Origin of the sequence: Nonomuraea sp. NPDC049684 (genome assembly GCF_044465345.1) — a bacterium.
In the GTDB taxonomy this organism is placed as follows: Bacteria; Actinomycetota; Actinomycetes; order Streptosporangiales; family Streptosporangiaceae; genus Nonomuraea.
The window spans coordinates 437517-456269 of the sequence record NZ_JBITLO010000004.1; the positions used below are offsets into that span (position 1 = coordinate 437517).

The following is an 18753-nucleotide window of genomic DNA, read 5'->3' on the forward strand; positions in this document are numbered from 1 at the left end:
AAGATCCCCTTCCGGATGCCCTTTCTCAGTTGGTCTCAGTGCGTCTCCTGTCCCTTACGGGAGGATCGCGGTGGCTTCGACCTCGACCAGGTGGTCCGGGACGGACAGGGCCGCGACGCCCAGCAGGGTTGCCGGTGGGGTCGCCGTCGTGCCCAGTTTCGCCTTCGCCCGGGAGATCCCGTCCAGGAGCGCGGACATCTTGTCGGGGGTCCAGTCCACGACGTGGACGGTCAGCTTCGCCACGTCGTCGAACGTCCCGCCGGCCCCGGCGAGGGCGGTGGCGACGTTGAGGTAGCACTGTTCGACCTGCGCGGCGAGGTCGCCCGCGCCGACCGTGGCGCCCTCGGCGTCCCAGGAGACCTGTCCGGCGACGAAGACCAGCCTCGTTCCGGACGCGACCGCCGTCTGGTGGTAGACGTCGATCGCGGGCAGGCCGTCGGGGTTCAGCAGGGTGACGGGCATGGTGTGCGCCTCCTGACAGGGGTGGCCGGAACGCGCGTACGGCCACCCAAGACTCTCTTGTGGTTACTGAGGAACTGTAGGAGAGTGTTCGCTGACGTGGAAGAACGCACTTTTCAGTGACTGGGGAACCTCATGGTGACCAAGCAGTTCAAGGGCTCGGAGGGCGAGGCGGACCTGAGGCGGGCCGACTCCCTGGCGCGGGAGATCTTCACGGACGTCGCCAACAAGTGGGCGTTCCTGATCATCGAGGCCATCGGCGAGGGCACCCTGCGGTTCGGCGAACTGCGTGACCAGGTCGAGGGCATCAGCCACAAGATGCTCACCCAGAACCTGCGCATGCTGGAGCGCAACGGGCTGGTCGAGCGGACGGTGTATCCGACCGTGCCGCCGCGGGTGGAGTACACCCTCACCGAGCCGGGACGGGCCCTGCGCGCGACGGTCGACGCGATGTGCGCGTGGACGCAGCGCCACCTCGGCGACATCGAGGCCGCCCGCCACCGCTTCGACGCCTGACGCCTGACGCCCGACCCCGCCCGACCCCGCCCGCCGCCGCTTCGACGCCTGACGCCGCACGCTCCGGGACCGCCCGGGCGAGGGAGGTTTCAACTGCCGACAAATGGGGTCAGGTGACGTCAGGCCCGAGTTAAGCGCCGCGCAGGGGGTAGGCGGCGTGAAACTCACGAGGAGGGTCTTGATGCCTGAACGCGATCTCCCGTACTTGACCGAACTGGCCGCGCAACTGCGCGTCGACTCCGTACGCGCCGCCGCGGCGGCCGGTTCCGGGCACCCCACCTCGTCGATGTCGGCCGCGGACCTGATGGCCGTGCTGTTCGCCTGCCACCTCAGGTACGACTTCGACCGCCCCGACAACCCCGGCAACGACCACCTGATCTTCTCCAAGGGCCACGCCTCCCCCCTTCTGTACTCGCTCTACAAGGCGGCGAAGGTCATCGACGACGAGGAGCTGCTGTCGTTCCGGCGCCGGGGAAGCCGGCTGGAGGGACACCCCACCCCCCGGCTGCCCTGGGTGGACGTCGCGACCGGCTCGCTCGGTCAGGGGCTGCCGGTGGGCGTGGGCGTGGCCATGGCGGGACGGCTGGAACGGCTGCCGTACCGGGTGTGGGTGCTGTGCGGCGACAGTGAGCTGGCCGAGGGGTCCATCTGGGAGGCGGCCGAGCACGCCGGGGCCGAGGGGCTGGCCAACCTGGTCGTGATCGTGGACGTGAACCGGCTGGGACAACGCGGCCCGACCCGGCACGGATGGGACACGGGGGCGTACGCGCGCCGGTTCGGCGCCTTCGGCTGGCACACGATCGAGATCGACGGCCACGACCCCGGCCAGATCGACTTCGCGCTGGGGGACGCCTGCAACACCCGCCGGCGTCCCACCGTGATCCTGGCCAAGACCCGCAAGGGCGAGGGGGTCGTCGAGGTCGAGAACCGGGAGGGCGCGCACGGCAAGGCGCTCAAGGATCCCGACAAGGCCATCGACGAGCTGGGCGGCCCGCGCAGCGTCCATGTGGAGGTGCACAGGCCGGAGGGCGAGGCCGAGCCGTACCACTTCGACCCGCGACCGGCGACGCTGCCCGAGTACGAGGTCGGCGCGAAGGCGGCGACCAGGGCGGCGTTCGGCGCGGCGCTGACGGCGCTCGGCGCGGCCCGCGGCGACGTGGTGGCGCTGGACGGCGAGGTGGCCGACTCGACGAAGACCGAGGAGTTCGGCCAGGCGTTCCCCGAGCGCTTCTTCGAGATGTACATCGCCGAGCAGCAGCTCGTGGCGGCGGCCGTCGGCCTGTCGGTGCGCGGCTGGAGGCCGTACGCGGCCACCTTCGCGGCGTTCCTGACCAGGGCGCACGACTTCGTCAGGATGGCCGGCGTGAGCCAGGCGTCGATCCGGCTGGTCGGCTCGCACGCCGGCGTCTCGATCGGCGAGGACGGCCCCTCGCAGATGGGCCTGGAGGACCTGGCCATGATGCGGGCGGTGTACGGCAGCACGGTGCTGTACCCGTGCGACGCCAACCAGGCGGCGGCGCTGACCGTCGAGATGGCGGACGTGTCAGGGGTGTCCTACCTGCGCACCACCCGCGGCGAGACGCCGGTCATCTACCCGCCCGGCGAACGCTTCCCGGTGGGCGGCTCGCGCGTGCTGCGGCGCTCGCCCGACGACCGGGTCACGATCGTGGCGGCCGGGATCACGGTGCACGAGGCGCTGGCGGCGGCCGACGAGCTGAAGGCGGCCGGCGTCCCGGTCGGCGTGATCGACCTGTACTCGGTCAAGCCGGTGGACGCGGCGGTGCTGGTGGAGGCCGCCACGACGACGGGCAACCTGATCACGGTCGAGGATCACCGGCTGGAGGGCGGTCTCGGCGACGCCGTGCTGGACGCCGTCAGCGAGCTCGGCCCGCGGGTGGTGAAGCTCGCCGTGACCGGGTTGCCCGGGTCGGCGACGCCTGAGGAACAGCTCGCGGACGCCCGCATAGACCGCCACGCGATTGCCGAGGCGGTCAAGCGGTTGCTGTGAAGGAACTAGCGGGCTTTCGCCGTGGCCTTCCTGTTGGCCTTCTTGATGGCGTCCACCAGCTCCTTCTTGGTCATCCTGGATCGGCCGCGCACCCCGAGCCTGGACGCCACGCCCTGCAAGTGCTCCTTGCTGGCGTTGGCGTCCACGCCCTCCTGGGTCCTGCCGGAGCGGTCGGTCGCGCCCTTGTCGGACGGTCCCTTCTCCCCCTTGGGCTCCCAGTGGTCCCCCACCTTCTCGAAGGAGTGCTTGAGTGCGGCGAACGCGGTCATGTGCGCGCGCCTGCCCTCTCCGTACTCCTTCACGGCGGAGTCGTGCGCCTTGATCCACGTGTTCTGTGCCTTCTTCGGCGAACGCTTGATGGTCGACGGCAGCTCGTCAACGGCTGGCATGTCGATTCACCTCCTACAGCGGCGGCTCGTCGTAGTGGCGGCGCTCCTCGTACACCGTGGTCCTGCGGGTCTCCGGCTCCTCGTAGATCTCGTGCCGGTGCACCGGCTCGTCGATCGGGCCGACCGCCCTGCGGGTGACGCTGATCCGGTAGATGCCGAACAGCAGCCCCGCCAGGCCGCCGAGCATGAGGATGACGCCCACGACGTTGATGTCGAGACCGGCGAGGTCGAACTCGACGGCCCAGGTGAGGATCGCACCGAGCATGATGAGGATGATGCTTCCGGCGATGGTCATCAGATTTACCTCCTTGACACGAAGGAACCTCTATCCACATGTCGAAAAACAAACCAGTCGTGGTGATCGGGCTGATGGGATCGGGTAAGACGACCGCGGGCCGCCTCCTCGCCACCGCGCTGGGGATGCCGTTCACCGACAGCGACCCGTTCCTGGAGAGAGAGCACGGCGGCACGGCGGCGCAGATCGCCGTCCGCGAAGGGGCCGAGGCGCTGCACCGGTACGAGGCCGAGCACGTGCTGGCGGCGCTGGCGGGCGAGCCGAAGGTGATCGCGGCGGCGGCCAGCACCGTGGAGGACCCCCGGGTGCGCGAGGCGCTGCGCGAGGCGTTCGTGGTCTGGGTGGACGCCGCCGACGCCGTCCTGGCCCGGCGCATGAGCTCGGGGGCGCACCGTCCCGAGTTCCAGCCGGCGCAGATGCGGGCCCGGCGCGAGGGCTACTTCCAGCAGGTGGCGGACCTGACGTGCGACGTCGGCGTGCTGACCCCCGAGGAGGTGCGCGACGCGGCCCTGCGGAAAATGGGTTTGCCCGCCGATGAGCAGGACTGATACCCAGAGGGGATGTTCGCCGAGAAACCCACTTTGACGGGTGAGCGCGTCAGGCTGCTCCCGGTCGGCCCCGAGCACGTCGAGGGCCTGATCACGTTGATCAGCGATCCGGAGGTGCAGCGGCTCACGGGCTCGCACGGCGAGGTCGACCACGACGTGGCCCGCCAGTGGTACAGCACGAGGGGCGAGCACGCCGACCGCCTCGACCTGGCCATCATGGCCGGCGACGAGTACGTCGGCGAGGTCGTGCTCAACGAGCTCGACCGGCACAACCTGTCGTGCAACCTGCGGATCGCGCTGATCGGCGCGCGGGTCTTCGGCAAGGGCTACGGCACCGAGGCGATCGAGCTGGTCCTCGGCCACGCCTTCGCCGCCACGCCCCTGCACCGCATCGGCCTCGGCGTCTTCACCTTCAACGACCGGGCGCGGCACGTCTACAAGAAGATCGGGTTCGTGGAGGAGGGCGTGCAGCGCGACACCCTGCTGTGGGAGGGCGAGTGGCACGACTCCGTGACGATGTCGGTGCTGCGGCCGGAGTGGCAGTCAAGATCCGGAAGCCTGGCATAATGATCATGACGCATGGGTCCCCCGAGGCGCGCGGGGGACCTGTGGTCGTTCACCGACAACCAACGGCCGGTCCGGCGCATCTAAGCATCAGTGACGATGCGCTTGGTGCCTGGTGATCCCGAGAGGCTGGGCGGCTTCTGGCTGGCCGCCCGGCTCGGCGCGGGCGCGCGCGGGGTGGTCTACGACGCCTACGACGACGAGGGCCGCCGCTACGCGGTGAAGGTGCCCCGGGTCGAGGTCGAGCCGGTCGCGCGGGTGAGCTGCCCGCATCTGGCGGAGGTGGTCGCCTCCGGGGTCGATCACGGCATCCCCTACGTGGTGAGCGAGTTCGTCGACGGGCCCGACCTGCGGCAGGCGGTCGAGCGGCACGGGCCGTACCGGGGCGAGGAGCTGGCGGCGCTGGCCGGCGCGCTGGCCGGGGCGTTGCGCACGCTGCACGCGGCCGGGCTGACGCACCGCGATCTGCGGCCGGAGAGCGTGCTGCTGGCGGCGGGCGGCCCCAAGGTGATCGACATGGGGGCGGCGGTCGGCGGGTCGCTGGGGGCGACGTGCACGTACCTGGCCCCCGAGATCCTGACCGGCAGCGGCCACGAGCCGGCGACGGACGTCTTCTCCTGGGGGGCCGTGGTGCTCTACGCGGCCACGGGCGGCGACCCGTTCTCCGGGCGCAGTCTCGGCGCGGTGCTGCACCGGCTGCTGACCGTCGACCCCGACCTGAGCGCCCTGCCCGACGGGCTGCGCGAGCTGGTCGGGCGGGCGCTGGCCAAAGACCCCGCCGCCCGTCCCGCGGCCGACGAGCTGCTGGTCGAGGCCGACCCGGCCGCGTTGCGCCCGCCGGCGGGCGTGGCCGGGCACAGGTCGCTCGGCGAGCTGGCCGAGCGCGTCTACGCCGGGCTCACGCCGCGCCAGCAGGAGGCGGTGCCGGGCCTGCTGCTGCGCCTGATGGACGGCGACGACCCCCACGACGAGGGCGGCGTGCTGGCCCCGCTGATGGACGCCGGGCTGCTCGTGCGCCGCAGCGTGCGGGTGCCGCCGACCGAGACCGCGGTCGGCAAGCTCGTGGCCGTGCGCGACGACCGGGTCGCGCCGGCCAGCGCCGCGCTCTACCGGGCCTGGCCACGCCTGCGCGGCTGGGTGGCCGACGAGCGCGACGGCCTGGCCGTCCACCGCGAGCTGCGCCTGGCGGCCGACCGGTGGTCGCGCCACCGGCGCGGGCACACCTACCTCTACCGGGGCGACCGGCTCGACACGGCGCTCGGCTGGGCCGCGGCCAAGCGCCGCCACCTGCGGCTCAGCCAGCTCGAACGCGACTTCATCGGCGCGAGCGTGGCCATGTCCAAGCAGCGCAGGCGGCTGCTGCGCCCCTCGATGGCGACCCTGGCCGCCGCGCTGGCCGTCGCGGTGTCGATGTCCGCCGTCTCGCTCAACGGCGAGCGGGAGCTGCGCGGGCACCTTCTGGAGGCCAACGCGCGGGCCGTGGCCGCCCGTGCCGAGGCGCTGCGCTCCTCCGACCCGCGCACGGCGATGCGGCTGAGCGTGGCGGCCTGGCGGATGTCGCCGGTGTTCGAGGCGCGGGTGGCGTTGCATGCCTCGCTGGCGCAGCCGGAGCTGGGCGTGTTCACCGACCCCGCGGCCGACGAGCGGGCCGGCTACCTGCTGCGCGGCGACGACCTGGTCAGGTGGCGCGACCGCACGCTGACCGTCTGGGACGTGCGCAGCGGCCGGCAGCTCGCCGCGCACGCGCTCCCCGAGGGCAGCGCCGCGCTGAGCGACGACGGCCGGTACGCCGAGGGCCCCGGCGGGCAGCCCGTCGAGGTGGCCACCGGCCGGGCCCCCGCGACCGGGACGTACACGATCACCAGCGGCAACCGCACCAGGGTCTACCGGGGCGCCGAGGTGCTGCTCGACGTGCTCGACCGGCGGGTGGCGGTGTCGCGCGACGGGAGCCGGGCCGCGGTCTCCGACCTGGACGGGCGGGTCGAGCTCTGGTCGCTGCCCGGCCGGGCCAAGGAGCGGGAGTTCGCCGTCCGGCCGCAGACCGGGCCGGACCGGTCGGCGCCGCCCCTGTCGTTCAGCCCCGACGGCCGCACCCTGGCGGTCGCGGGCCGCGACGGCGTGACCCTCCTGACGCCGGGCGCCGAACCGCCGCAGGGGGCCCCGACCGGCGCCGCCGCCACCGCGTTCGCGGCGGAGGCCGCTGGCGGGGAGCTGCCGGCGGACGGCTCCGCCGGCACGCCCGTGTTCAGCCCCGACGGCAGCCTGCTCGCCCTCCCCGGCCGGGACGAGGTGCGCCTGTGGAGCGTGGCCGACCGGCGGCTGGCCGGCGCCTACCGCTTCCGCGGCGACCAGCACGGCGACCTGGCCTTCTCCGCCGACGGCCGCACCCTGCGCTACCTGAGCGGCCTGGGCTCGGTCGTCTCGCTCGACGTCTCCGGGCTGCCCGCGCCCTTCTCCGGCGTCCGCACCGCCGCGCTGTCGAGCGACGGCCGGGTGGCGGCCAAGGACGTCGGGAACGCCATCCGGCTCACCGACGTGGTGGCGCGCAAGCCGCTGGCCGAGATCGCCGCCACCGGCGACGTGGCCTTCGACGCCGCGGGCAGGCTGCTGGCCGTGGCGGGCGACCCGGTCACCGTCTGGGAGGCGTCGGGCGGCAGGAGGGTCGCCGTCATCGACGCGGGCGGCGACGTGCCCGCCGTGGCCCTGTCCCCCGGCGGCGACACGCTGGCCACCGCGCGCGGCCGGCTGCTGGAGACCTGGGACGTGCGCGCCGGCCGCCGGATCAGGGCCTACGAGGGTGCGGGCGACCTGGCGATGGCCTTCAGCCCCGACGGCTCGACGCTCGCCTCCGGCACGAACCTGCTCGACCTGCGTACCGGCGAGGTCACCCCGCTCGCCCCGGCCGCCGCCCGGCCCACCGCGCTCGCCTTCTCCCCCGACGGCCGCACGCTGGCCCTCGGGCTCGGCGGCGGACGCGTCGAGCTGTGGGACGTGCGCGGGCGCCGGCGCGCCGGCTCGGTCGAGACCGGCCCGGCCCCCGTACGCGACCTGCGCTTCTCCCCTGGCGGCGACCTGCTCGCGATCGACGCGGAACGCACCTCCCTGTGGGACGCCGGCACGCTGCGCGAGGTCGGCCAGGTCGGGTCGTGGTCCGAGGGCCTGGCCTTCAGCCAGGACGGCCGCAGGCTGCGCGGCGTGGCGGCCGACGGCAGCGTCCGCGAGAGCCCGGTCGACCCGGCGCTGACGGCGCAGGAGGTGTGCGCCCGCGCGGGCGGGCCGCTCAGCCAGGACGAGTGGACCCGGCTGATCCCGGAGAGCGGCTACCAGGGCGGCTGCTGAGCCGGGCGGCAGGTCAGGAGGCGGGGACGGTCTTGAGCACCCTGCCCTGAGGGTCGGCCGCCAGGTAGCCCGTGCGGTAGGCGTCGGTGAGGTAGATGAGCATGACCTGCTTGGGGTTGGTGAAGACGTAGTCGGGATCGATGATGACGTAGCGGGCGGTGGGCTTGCGCACGCCGAGGACGCTCTGCGCCTTCTTGAACAGGCCGGGCAAGGCGTCCCAGTTGTACTTGGCCAGGTCGACGGTCGGGGTGCGGATGGTGGAGCCGGGGCCCTCGTGGGTGGCCTTGCCGTCGCGGTAGGCGTAGCGGTCGTAGACGCCCGGGTCGTCCTTGACCGGGGCCTCGGCGGAGATGTACGTCGGGTAGACGACCATCCGGACGACCTTGGTGCCGCCCATGACCGGCTTGAGCGCCTTGATCGCGGCGCGGACGCCGTCGGCGGTGAGCAGGTTCTCCGGCTGCGGCTGCGGCTCCTCGCTCGCCTTCGGCTCCTCGACGTCGGTGGTCTCCACCGGGGTGATCTGCGGCGTGTTCGGCTGGGTCGGCTCCTCAGCGCCGCGCACGCCGGGCAGCAGCGTGTAGACCAGCACGCCGGTCACCGCCAGCGCGCCCACGGAGGCCGTCACGGCGGCGACCGGCGAACGGCGGGCGCGACGCGACGCCATGGTGCCGGCCTGCGAGAACGACGGCTCCGTCCCCCAGGGCCGCGGCCCCCCGGGCGGCACGGTGGCCCCCTGCCGCGCCCCGGGCGGCACGGTGGCCCCGTACGGCGGGCCTTGCCGGAGCGGGCCGGGCGACGGCGGGAAGTGACCCTGGTGGAGCGGTCCCGAGGGGGCGGACGGGGGGCCGGGCTGGAGCGGGGCCGGGGCGGGCTGCGGGGCGGGGGGCGGGGCGGGGGGCGGGTAGGCGGGCGGGGCCGCGCCGGGGTCGGCGGCGGCGGCGAGCATGCGGTCGAGGGTCTCGGCGTCGGGACGCCCGGCCGGGTCGCGGCGCAGCAGCGCGCCCAGCACCGGACCGAGCGGGCCGGCCCGCTCCGGCGGCGGCACGTCCTGGTTGAGCACGGCGGCCAGCGTCGCCAGCGTGGTGCTCCTGCGCAGCGGGTGGCGACCCTCGACGGCCACGTACAGCAGCATGCCGAGCGACCACAGGTCGGAGGCGGGGTCGCCCTCGTGCCCGTTGATGCGCTCGGGCGCCATGTACTCGGGCGAGCCGATGAACGACCCGGTCGCCGTCAGGCTGGTCGACTCGCGCACGGCGGCGATGCCGAAGTCGGTGAGCACCGACCGGCCGTCCTCGCGCAGCAGCACGTTGGCGGGCTTGACGTCGCGGTGCTGGATGCCGACGGCGTGCGCGGCGCGCAGCGCGGACAGCACCTCGCGGCCCAGCCGGGCGGTCTCCCAGGGCGTCATCGGCCCGCGGGCCAGGCGGTCCTGGAGCGAGCCGCCGGTGACCAGCTCCATGACGATCCACGGGTAGCCGTCACCGCCCGGATCGACGATGTGGTGGATGGTGGCGACGTGCGGATGGTTCAGCCGGGCCAGCGCGCGGGCCTCGCGCAGCACCCTGGCCCGCAGCTCGCGGGCGGCCTCCGGGTCGTGCTCCTCGAACGCGGGATCGGGCGGCCGGACCTCCTTCAGCGCGACCTCGCGGTGGAGGGCGGTGTCCCAGGCGCGCCACACCAGGCCCATGCCACCGCCGCCGAGCCTCTCGGTCAGCTCGAAGCGGTTGTCGATCACGCGTTTGTGCATGGGAAGCAGCGTAGGGCCGCGTCGTGGTCGCCGTCATCAGGGTGGTCGCGGCGGGGACGGGCGGGCTGGTTGGATGGGCGCCATGAACGCAGGCGACCACCAGCTCGGCATCTACCTGACGGGCATGTTCGAAGGCCGCACGCCGGAGCTGACCACCGATCTGTCGGCCCTGGAGGGCGCGGCCGGGCGGGTGCTGCCGCCCGAGGCGCTGGGGTACATCGTGCCGAGCGCGGGCAGCGGCTCGACCGCGCGGGCCAACCTGGAGGCGTTCGAGCGGCGCCGGATCGTGCCGAGGATGCTGCGCGGCGTCGCGCGGGAGCGTGACCTGTCGTGCGAGGTGCTGGGCACCCGGATGGCGGCGCCGGTGCTGGTGGCGCCCATGGGGGTGCAGACGCTGGCCCACGAGGAGGGCGAGCTCGCCACCGTGCGGGCCGCGGCCGCGGTCGGCGTCACGTACGTGCACTCGACGGCCGCCGCCCACGACTTCGAGCAGGTGGCGGCGGCCGGCGGGGACGCGCCGCGCTGGTACCAGCTCTACTGCCCGACCGACCGGGACGTGTGCCTGAGCTTCCTGCGCCGGGCCAGGGCGACCGGCCACTCGGTGCTGGTGGTCACGCTGGACACGACGCTGCTCGGCTGGCGTCCGGCCGACCTCGACCGCGGCTTCCTGCCGTTCCTGGCCGGCACGGGCCTCGCCAACTACCTGAGCGACCCCCACTTCGCCGGGATCGAGAACCCGGTCGCCCACTGGGCGGGCATGTTCCCCAACCCCGGCCTAAGCTGGGACGACCTGTCGTTCCTGCGCGACCACTGGGACGGCCCGATCGTGCTCAAGGGCATCATGAGCACCGAGGACGCGCGCCTGGCCGCCGAGCACGGCGTCGACGGGATCGTGGTGTCCAACCACGGCGGCCGCCAGGTCGACGGCGCCCTGGCCGCGCTCGACGCGCTGCCCGGCATCGCCGAGGCGGTGGGCGACCGGCTGACGGTGCTGTTCGACTCGGGCGTGCGCACCGGGGCCGACGTGGTCAAGGCGCTCGCGCTGGGCGCGCGGGCCGTGCTGGTCGGCCGTCCCGTGCTGTACGGGCTGGCGCTGGGCGGGCAGGCGGGCGTCGAGCACGTGCTGCGCTGCCTGCTGGGCGAGCTGGACATCACGCTCGCCCTGTCCGGCTACTCCGCGTCGCACGAGCTGGGCCCCGACGCGCTCGCCTGAGGGCGCATCGAGGTCCGGAAATGACCGCGATCACCCCTACCGTTGTCCCCATGGATCCCCTCATCTCCCAGCGTGCGCTCAACCGGGCCACGCTCGACCGACAGCTGCTGCTGCGCCGCGGCGACGGCAGCGTGCAGGAGGTCGTCGAACGGCTCGGCGGCCTCCAGGCGCAGACCCCCCACACCTGGTACGTCGGCCTGTGGAACCGCATCGAGGGGCTCAAGCCCGAGGAGGTCTCCGGCCTGCTGGCCGGACGTGAGCTGGTGCGGATCGCGTTGCAGCGCTCCACCATCCACCTGGTCACCGCCCGCGACTGCCTGGCCATGCGGCCGCTGCTGCAGGCCGTCACCGAGCGCATGACCCGTACGACGTTCGGCAAGCGGCTGGCGGGCGTCGACCTGGACGAGCTGGCCGCGGTCGGCCGGGCGCTGCTGGAGGAGCGTGCGATGACCTTCGCCGACCTCGGGCGGGCGCTGGCCGAGCGGTGGCCCGAGCACGACCAGCACGCGCTCGGCCAGGGCGTGCGCTGGCTGCTGCCGCTGGTCCAGGTGCCGCCGCGCGGGTTGTGGGGCAGGAGCGGGCCGGTCGCGCACACCACCGCCGAGTCGTGGCTGGGCCCGGCGGAGGTGCCGCCGATGACGCCCGCCGAGCTGGTCCGGCGCTACCTGGCCGCGTTCGGCCCGGCCTCGGTGCAGGACGCGCAGACCTGGTCGGGCCTGACCAGGCTGGGCGAGGTCGTCGAGTCCATGGACCTGGTCCGCTTCAGGGACGCCGCCGGCCGCACGCTGTACGACCTGCCGGAGGCCGTCCGCCCGGCCGAGGACGTCCCGGCCCCGGTGCGGCTGATGTACGACTTCGACAACCTGTTCCTGTCGCACGCCGACCGCTCGCGGGTGATCAGCGAGCGGGGCGCGGCCGTCATACAGGGGTCGTTCATGGGCACGAACGTGATCCCCCGGATCATCCTGGTGGACGGCGTCACCGCCGGCGACTGGACGGTGACCAGGGCCAAGGGCGTCTCCACGCTGAACGTCCACCAGTGGACGCCGATCGCCGAGCTGGACGAGGTCGAGCGGGAGGCGCGGCTGCTGCTGGAGTTCCTCGCCCCCGGCGACGAGCACGCCGTCTCAGTCCTTGACCGCCCCTCCAAGCCCTGACACGAGCCGCCGCTGCACCGCCACGAAGAAGATCAGCACCGGGATCGTCATCAGCGTCGAGGCCGCCATGATCCCGCCCCAGTCGTTCTCGTCGGGCTTGAAGAAGACGAGCAGCGCCGCGGGCAGGGTCTGGTTGTCCTTGGACGAGATGATGAAGGTGCGCGCGAAGACGAAGTCGTTCCAGGCGGTGATGAAGGAGAACACGCTGGTCGCCACCAGGCCGGGCGCGACCAGCGGGAACAGGACGCGCCACAGCACGGTCGCGCGTCCGGCCCCGTCGATCATCGCCGCCTCCTCCAGCGCCTCCGGCACCCCGGCGACGAACCCGCGCAGCATCCAGATCGCGAACGGCAGCGTGAAGGCGAGCTGCACCACCACCAGCGAGGCCAGCGTGTTGAGCAGGCCCAGGTCCCGGACCACGAAGAACAGCGGGATCGTCAGCGCCTCGACCGGCACCATCTGCGCGACCAGGAACATGATCAGCACGGTCGTCCTGAACCGGAAGGCGAACCTGGTCACGGCCACCGCGGCCAGGAAGGCGACCCCGGCCGACAGCACGACCACGAGGAGCGCCACGATCGCGCTGTTGAGCAGGTAGCGGGCGAAGTTCTCCCCGGTCAGCACCCGGACGAAGTTGTCCAGCGTCGGGTGCGACGTCCAGGGCCTGACCTCCAGCGACTGGATCTCCCCGGCCGGCTTGAGCGCCGACAGGACCATCCAGTAGAGCGGGAACGCGGTGAGCAGGGCGACCACCAGCGCGACCGCGTTGGGCAGAAGACGTCGTCGGTTCACAGGCGTTCCCCACTGCGCCGCAGCGCCCGGATGTAGAACAGGGTGATCACCAGCAGGATCAGCGTCATGACGACCGCGACGGCCGAGCCGAGCCCGTACTCGGAGGAGCCGAAGGCGATCTGGTAGGCGTAGACGTTGAGCACGGTGTTCTGCCCGGCCACGCCGCCGCCGTTGGTCATCACGTAGATCTGGGTGAAGAGCTTGAAGTCCCAGATGACCGACTGGATGACCACGATCGTGACCAGCGGCCGCAGCATCGGCACGATGATCCGCCAGAACCCCTGCCAGGCCGAGGCGCCGTCGAGCGCGGCCGCCTCCAGCACCGAGGCGGGGATGGCCCGGATGCCCGCGTACAGGGTGATCATCACCAGCGGGAACGAGTGCCACACGACCGTCGCGCCGACCACGCCGAAGGTGACCCACCGGTCGTAGAACCAGTTGAACCCGTCGATCCCGAGCACCTGGTTGACCAGGCCGAGGTCGGCGTCGAACAGGAACATCCACACGGTGGAGCCGGTCATCGCGGGGGCCGCCCACGCGCCGAGCGCGGCCAGCGACAGGGCCGTCCTCGGCAGCGGCCCGGTCCTGGTCAGCAGCACGGCCAGGGCCGCGCCGACCGCCAGCGTCGCGACGACCAGCGCCGCCGCGAACCCCACGGTCTGCGCCAGCACCTCCCAGAACCGCCGGTCGCCGAGCAGCGCGGCGTAGTTGCCGAACCCGACGAACGTGCTCGGCTGCCCGCCGCTGACCTGCGCCTGCCGGTAGTCGAAGACCGACAGCAGGCCCAGCATGTAGACCGGGTAGCCGAACACGGGGACCAGCACGGCCGCCGCGGGCAGCAGGTAGAGCCAGGGGCGCCCGCGGCGGGCGGTCGAACCTCGGCTCACGAGCGGCCGAAGGCGGTCTTGACGGCCGCGGCCGCCTCGGTGGTGGCCTGCTCGACGGTGGACCGGCCGGTCGCGACCTTCTGCAGCATCGTGGGGATGACCTTGCCGTTGTCGATCTTCACCCAGGCGGGGTCGAGCGGCACGAACCGGGTGCCCTTGGCCACCGTGTCCAGGAACGGCTTGACGAACGGGTCCTTGGCCGCCAGCTCGTCGCGGGCCGAGGTGAGCGTCGGCAGGTTGCCCATCGCGTCGTACATCTTGCCCTGGTACGCCTTGCCGCCCAGCAGCTTGACGAAGTCCGCGGCCAGGGTGCGGTGACCGGCGTTCTTCAGCACGCCCAGGTTGTTGCCGCCGGCGAAGGCGGGCGCGATCGAGCCCTCGGCCGCGCCGGGCAGCGGCACGACGGCGTACTTGCCGGCCGCCGCGCCGGCGTCCACGGCCGAGCGGTTGAAGTTGCCGAGTATGCCCATCGCGGCCTTGCCGCCGGCGAACAGCTCGACCGTCTTGCCGCCGGTCAGCGAGACGCACGCCTGCGGCGGGCACACCTCGTCGGTCAGCAGGTCCGTGTACGCCTTGACGCCCTTGCGCGACTGCGGCGAGTCGAGCGAGGTGATGTCGCCGCCGGCGTCCCAGACGAAGGGCAGGGCGCCGAAGGTGTACTCGCCGCCGACGGCTATGCCGTACAGGTCGGGCTTCTTCCTGCGGATCGTACGGGCGGCCTCGGTCAGGGCGCCGATGGACGCGGGCGGTTTCAGGCCGAGCTCGTCGAAGACGTCGGTGCGGTAGTAGAGGGCGCGGATGCCGATGAACCACGGCAGGCCGTACTGCTTGCCCTGGACGGAGGCCGACCTGACCAGGTCGGGGGTCAGGTCCAGGCCCTTCAGGTCGGCGGTGAGGTCGGCGAACCCGCCGGCGGCGGCGTACTCGGCCAGGTCGGTGTTGCCGTACTCGGCGACGTCCGGGGAGCTGGCCGGGTCGTTGAAGGCGCCCTTGAACTTCTCGTGCCGGGCGGGCGTGGTGGGGATGTAGGTGACCTCGACCTTGACGTCCGCGTGGGCGGCGGTGAACTCCTTGATCGCCTCGTTGACGACCTTGTCCTTGGGGGCCCGGTTGGGCTCGTCGAAGAGCCAGACGCGCAGCGTCCCCGTCCGCTCGTCGCCGCCGCCGGAGGCGGGAGCGGTCGAGGGCGCGCAGGCGGCCAGCGTGAGCAGGGCCGTTCCAGCCGCGGCAAAGTAAAGAAACTTCACTATTACCTCCTGCGCCGACACTAGGAATTCGCTCTGGAGTCGAGAAGACCTGTCAGGAGATGTTGTGCAGTGCACAACAGGGTGCTGCATTTCGCGAAATTTCATCGAATATGGTGACTTGCGTGCCTGACCGCAACCAGTCCGCCTCGCTCCGGCGCGCCCTGGCCGTCCTGGACCACGTACGCGGCCACACCGGCCTGTCGCTCACCCAGCTCGCCGAGGCCGTGGGCCTGTCCAAGAGCACGGTGCTGCGGCTGACCGTCCCGCTCGTGGAGGCCAGGCTGCTCGAACGCGACCGCAGGACCGGGGCCTACCGGCTGGGGCACGGCACCCTCCGGCTCGGGCAGGCGTACCTGGCCACGCTGGACCTGCGCGCGGTCGCCGCCGAGGAGTCGCACCGGCTGATGAGCGAGGTGCGCGAGACCGTCCACCTGGTCGTCTACGACCACCCGCACGTCGTCTACATCGACAAGATGGAGAACGAGACGAACGTGCGCATGGCCTCGCGCATCGGCAGCCGCGGCCCGGTGCACGCCACGGCGGTCGGCAAGGCGATCCTGGCCTGGCAGCCGGAGGAGGCGCTGACCGGGCTGGCGCTCGACCCGATCACCAAGCACACCATCACCGACCCCGACCGGCTGCGCGCCGAACTGACCCACATCCGGCGGCGCGGCTACGCGGTGGACGACCGCGAGAACGAGCCCGAGGTGCGCTGCGTCGCCGCACCGATCTTCAACCACAACGACGCCGTCGTCGCCGCCGTCTCGGTCTCCGGGCTCACCTCGCGGATCACCGCCGCGCGGGTGCGGGAGCTCGGGCCGCTGGTGGCCGGGGCGGCGTCGCGGATCTCCAGAAAGCTGGGCAGGCCGACCACATGACCGATCTGGTGACCTTCGGCGAGACCATGGCGCTGTTCGCCGCCCGGCGTACCGGGCCGCTGCGCTTCGCCCGCGACTTCGACCTGGGCCTCGGCGGCGCCGAGTCGAACCTGGCGATCGGCGTGGCCCGGCTGGGCCACCGGGCGACGTGGGCCGGACGGGTGGGCGACGACGAGTTCGGCGACCTGATCCGGGCCACGCTCGCCGGCGAGGGCGTGGACGTGCGCGCGGTCACCGACCCGGACGCCCCCACCGGTCTGATGATCAAGGGCCGCCGCACGGCCGACCTCGTGGACGTGCGGTACTACCGCAAGGACAGCGCCGGCTCCCGGCTGCGGCCGGGCGACCTCGATCCGGCGCTGATCGCCTCGGCCCGCGTGCTGCACGTCTCCGCGATCACCCCGGCGCTGTCGGCGTCGGCCCGCGAGACGGTGGCGCACGCCATCGCCGTGGCGCGGGCGGCCGGCGTGCTGGTCTCGCTGGACGTCAACTACCGGCGGGCCCTGTGGACGGAGAAGGAGGCGGGCGCCTGGCTGCGGGAGACGGCCGGCGACGTGGACGTGCTGTTCGCGACCGTCCCGGAGGGCCGCCTGGTCGCCGACGTCGAGGACCCGGCGGAGCTGGCCAAGGCGCTGGCCTCGCTCGGGCCCTCGTACGTGCTGGTCAAGTCGGGGTCGGCGGGCGCGCTTGAGCTGTCCGGCGGGGTGCTGCGGCGGGCGCGGCCGTACCGGGTGACCGAGGTGGACCCCGTGGGGGCCGGGGACGCGTTCGCGGCCGGCTGGCTGTCGGACTGGCTGGCCGGGGCGGCGCCGGAACGGCGGCTGGACACCGCCTGCGCGGCGGGCGCGTTCGCGGTGACCTCGCAGGGCGACTGGGAGAGCCTGCCCCGCCGGTCCGACCTGGGCCTGCTCGGCCGGGGAGCCGACGGTGTGAGCAGGTAGCTCCCCGAGGACGAGGTTTTGCCCGTTTTCGACCCGGTCTTGAGGGCAGCCGGGGAAGATCTCGTCCGGGGAGAGGAACAGTGCGATGACAGACGTCTCCAGCAAGGGTCCGCAGTCGAACGACGAGCGCGAGGTGCTCACCAACCGACAAGGGCATCCCGTCTACGACAACCAGAACCAGCGGACGGTCGGCCCGCGCGGACCGGCGACGCTGGAGAACTACCAGTTCCTGGAGAAGATCAGTCACTTCGACCGCGAACGCATCCCCGAACGGGTGGTGCACGCCAGGGGCGCGCTGAGCTACGGCTACTTCGAGGCGTACGGCAAGATCGGCGACGAGCCGGTCAGCCGCTACACCAGGGCCAAGCTGTTCCAGGAGGCCGGCAAGCGCACCGACGTGGCGCTGCGCTTCTCCACCGTCATCGGCGGCCGGGACTCGGCCGAGACCGCCCGCGACCCGCGCGGTTTCGCGATCAAGTTCTACACCGAGGACGGCAACTGGGACCTGGTGGGCAACAACCTGGCCGTCTTCTTCATCAGGGACGCCATCAAGTTCCCCGACGTCATCCACGCGCTCAAGCCCGACCCGGTGACCTTCCGGCAGGACCCCAACCGCATCTTCGACTTCATGTCCCAGACGCCCGAGTCGATGCACATGCTGGTCAACCTGTTCAGCCCGCGCGGCATCCCCGCCGACTACCGGCACATGCAGGGATTCGGCGTGAACACCTACAAGTGGGTCAACCAGCAGGGCGAGACGTTCCTCGTCAAGTACCACTGGATGCCCAAGCAGGGCGTGCGCAGCATGACCGAGGCGGACGCGGCGGTCGTCCAGGCGGGCGACCTCGGGCACGCGACGAAGGACCTGCACGACGCCATCGAGCGCGGCGACTACCCCGAGTGGGAGCTGCTGGTCCAGCTCATGACCGACGAGGAGCACCCGGAGCTGGACTTCGACCCGCTCGACGACACCAAGGTGTGGCCGGAGAACGAGTTCCCGGCCAGGCCGGTCGGCCGCCTGGTGCTGAACCGCAACGTCGAGAACCAGTTCGCCGAGAACGAGCAGGCCGCCTTCGGCACCGGCGTCCTGGTGGACGGCCTGGACTTCTCCGACGACAAGATGCTGGTCGGCCGGACGTTCTCCTACAGTGACACCCAGCGCTACCGGGTCGGCCCGAACTACCTGCAACTGCCGGTCAACCAGGCCAGGAACGCGCCCATCAGGACCAACCAGCGCGACGGCCAGATGGCGTACTTCGTCGACACCGGCGGCGAGGACCCGCACATCAACTACGAGCCCTCGCTGCGCGGCGGCCTGCGCGAGGCCGAGTACCCGACCGTGGACGAGGAGGGCCCGGTCATCAGCGGCCGGGTCATGCGCAGGCGCATCCCGCGGACCAACGACTACAAGCAGGCCGGCCAGCGCTACCTGCTCATGGAGCAGTGGGAGCGCGACGACCTGGTGCGCAACTTCGTCGACGCGCTCAGCCAGTGCGACCGGCGCATCCAGGAGCGCATGGTCTGGCACTTCCTGCTCGTGGAGGACGACCTCGGCCTGCGCGTCGGCGAGGGCCTCGGCATCACCCCGGACGACGTCGCCCACCTGGAGCCGCTGGCGAGCCAGGACCTCACCGACGAGGACCGGGAGCGCCTGGTCAAGCTGGGGCGCAACGGCCCGCGCGACGTGGAGGGCCTGAAGATGACCCACTGCGTGCCGAACGAGCGGGCCGCCCACGCCGACGGCCTGTGACAGGCGGCCCCTGACCCGCGACG

At 72.6% G+C, this 18753-nt stretch carries 17 protein-coding genes; 10 read left to right on the forward strand and 7 right to left on the reverse strand.

Annotation, left to right across the window (positions count from 1 at the left end):
• Positions 1–54 precede the first annotated feature (54 nt).
• Positions 55–462, reverse strand: a complete 408-nt coding sequence (locus tag ACIBST_RS16065; RefSeq protein ID WP_397172308.1) for a RidA family protein — start codon at positions 460–462, stop codon at positions 55–57.
• Between the two features lie 132 nt (positions 463–594).
• On the opposite strand from ACIBST_RS16065, the gene ACIBST_RS16070 reads away from it, so the two are divergent.
• Both ACIBST_RS16070 and ACIBST_RS16075 read left to right on the forward strand, forming a co-directional pair.
• A complete protein-coding gene (locus tag ACIBST_RS16070) occupies positions 595–975 on the forward strand; it encodes a winged helix-turn-helix transcriptional regulator (RefSeq protein ID WP_397172310.1) in 381 nt (126 codons plus the stop codon).
• 181 nt (positions 976–1156) lie between these two features.
• The gene (locus tag ACIBST_RS16075) at positions 1157–2983 is read left to right on the forward strand and encodes a transketolase (protein WP_397172311.1); all 1827 of its coding nucleotides are present in this window, start codon (positions 1157–1159) and stop codon (positions 2981–2983) included.
• 5 nt (positions 2984–2988) lie between these two features.
• Here ACIBST_RS16075 and ACIBST_RS16080 read toward each other — a convergent pair whose 3' ends face one another.
• Complete coding sequence (locus ACIBST_RS16080; RefSeq protein WP_397172313.1) at positions 2989–3372, reverse strand: ChaB family protein; 384 nt, start codon at positions 3370–3372, stop codon at positions 2989–2991.
• A gap of 13 nt (positions 3373–3385) precedes the next feature.
• Positions 3386–3667, reverse strand: a complete 282-nt coding sequence (locus ACIBST_RS16085) for a hypothetical protein (RefSeq protein ID WP_352319513.1) — start codon at positions 3665–3667, stop codon at positions 3386–3388.
• 38 nt (positions 3668–3705) lie between these two features.
• On the opposite strand from ACIBST_RS16085, the gene ACIBST_RS16090 reads away from it, so the two are divergent.
• From ACIBST_RS16090 to ACIBST_RS16100, 3 genes are all read left to right on the forward strand, one after another.
• The gene (locus tag ACIBST_RS16090; RefSeq protein WP_397172315.1) at positions 3706–4215 is read left to right on the forward strand and encodes a shikimate kinase; all 510 of its coding nucleotides are present in this window, start codon (positions 3706–3708) and stop codon (positions 4213–4215) included.
• 12 nt (positions 4216–4227) lie between these two features.
• On the forward strand, positions 4228–4782 hold the full coding sequence (locus tag ACIBST_RS16095; protein WP_397172316.1) for a GNAT family N-acetyltransferase: 555 nt from the start codon (positions 4228–4230) through the stop codon (positions 4780–4782).
• 105 nt (positions 4783–4887) lie between these two features.
• On the forward strand, positions 4888–8118 hold the full coding sequence (locus ACIBST_RS16100) for a protein kinase (RefSeq protein WP_397172318.1): 3231 nt from the start codon (positions 4888–4890) through the stop codon (positions 8116–8118).
• Positions 8119–8131: 13 nt separating this feature from the next.
• Here ACIBST_RS16100 and ACIBST_RS16105 read toward each other — a convergent pair whose 3' ends face one another.
• Entirely contained in the window at positions 8132–9865 is a 1734-nt protein-coding gene (locus tag ACIBST_RS16105; RefSeq protein ID WP_397172320.1) for a protein kinase, read from the reverse strand.
• An 82-nt stretch (positions 9866–9947) separates the two neighbouring features.
• On the opposite strand from ACIBST_RS16105, the gene ACIBST_RS16110 reads away from it, so the two are divergent.
• Both ACIBST_RS16110 and ACIBST_RS16115 read left to right on the forward strand, forming a co-directional pair.
• The gene (locus ACIBST_RS16110; RefSeq protein ID WP_397172321.1) at positions 9948–11078 is read left to right on the forward strand and encodes an alpha-hydroxy-acid oxidizing protein; all 1131 of its coding nucleotides are present in this window, start codon (positions 9948–9950) and stop codon (positions 11076–11078) included.
• A gap of 50 nt (positions 11079–11128) precedes the next feature.
• Complete coding sequence (locus tag ACIBST_RS16115; protein ID WP_397172323.1) at positions 11129–12235, forward strand: winged helix DNA-binding domain-containing protein; 1107 nt, start codon at positions 11129–11131, stop codon at positions 12233–12235.
• On the opposite strand, the gene ACIBST_RS16120 is transcribed toward ACIBST_RS16115, so the two are convergent.
• The 3 genes from ACIBST_RS16120 to ACIBST_RS16130 are packed head-to-tail and all read right to left on the reverse strand — an operon-like array spanning position 12206 to position 15161.
• Positions 12206–13027: a carbohydrate ABC transporter permease gene (locus ACIBST_RS16120; protein ID WP_397172325.1), complete on the reverse strand. Its 822-nt coding sequence runs from the start codon at positions 13025–13027 to the stop codon at positions 12206–12208. The two genes, ACIBST_RS16115 and ACIBST_RS16120, sit on opposite strands and share 30 nt — an antisense overlap.
• Positions 13024–13914, reverse strand: coding sequence for a carbohydrate ABC transporter permease (locus ACIBST_RS16125; RefSeq protein WP_397172327.1), 891 nt, complete (start codon positions 13912–13914; stop codon positions 13024–13026). Before ACIBST_RS16125 ends, ACIBST_RS16120 begins: the two co-directional genes overlap by 4 nt.
• On the reverse strand, positions 13911–15161 hold the full coding sequence (locus ACIBST_RS16130) for an extracellular solute-binding protein (protein WP_397172328.1): 1251 nt from the start codon (positions 15159–15161) through the stop codon (positions 13911–13913). The genes ACIBST_RS16125 and ACIBST_RS16130 overlap by 4 nt, the downstream gene beginning before the upstream one ends.
• 122 nt (positions 15162–15283) lie before the next feature.
• Here ACIBST_RS16130 and ACIBST_RS16135 point away from each other — a divergent pair, with 122 nt between their 5' ends.
• The 3 genes from ACIBST_RS16135 (at position 15284) to ACIBST_RS16145 (ending at position 18730) form a co-directional block, all read left to right on the forward strand.
• Positions 15284–16039, forward strand: a complete 756-nt coding sequence (locus tag ACIBST_RS16135) for an IclR family transcriptional regulator (protein ID WP_397172329.1) — start codon at positions 15284–15286, stop codon at positions 16037–16039.
• On the forward strand, positions 16036–16980 hold the full coding sequence (locus ACIBST_RS16140; RefSeq protein ID WP_397172331.1) for a sugar kinase: 945 nt from the start codon (positions 16036–16038) through the stop codon (positions 16978–16980). The genes ACIBST_RS16135 and ACIBST_RS16140 overlap by 4 nt, the downstream gene beginning before the upstream one ends.
• An 85-nt stretch (positions 16981–17065) precedes the next feature.
• Positions 17066–18730 (forward strand): catalase, encoded by a 1665-nt coding sequence (locus ACIBST_RS16145; RefSeq protein ID WP_397172333.1) that lies wholly within the window; start codon positions 17066–17068, stop codon positions 18728–18730.
• The last annotated feature ends 23 nt before the right edge of the window (positions 18731–18753 follow it).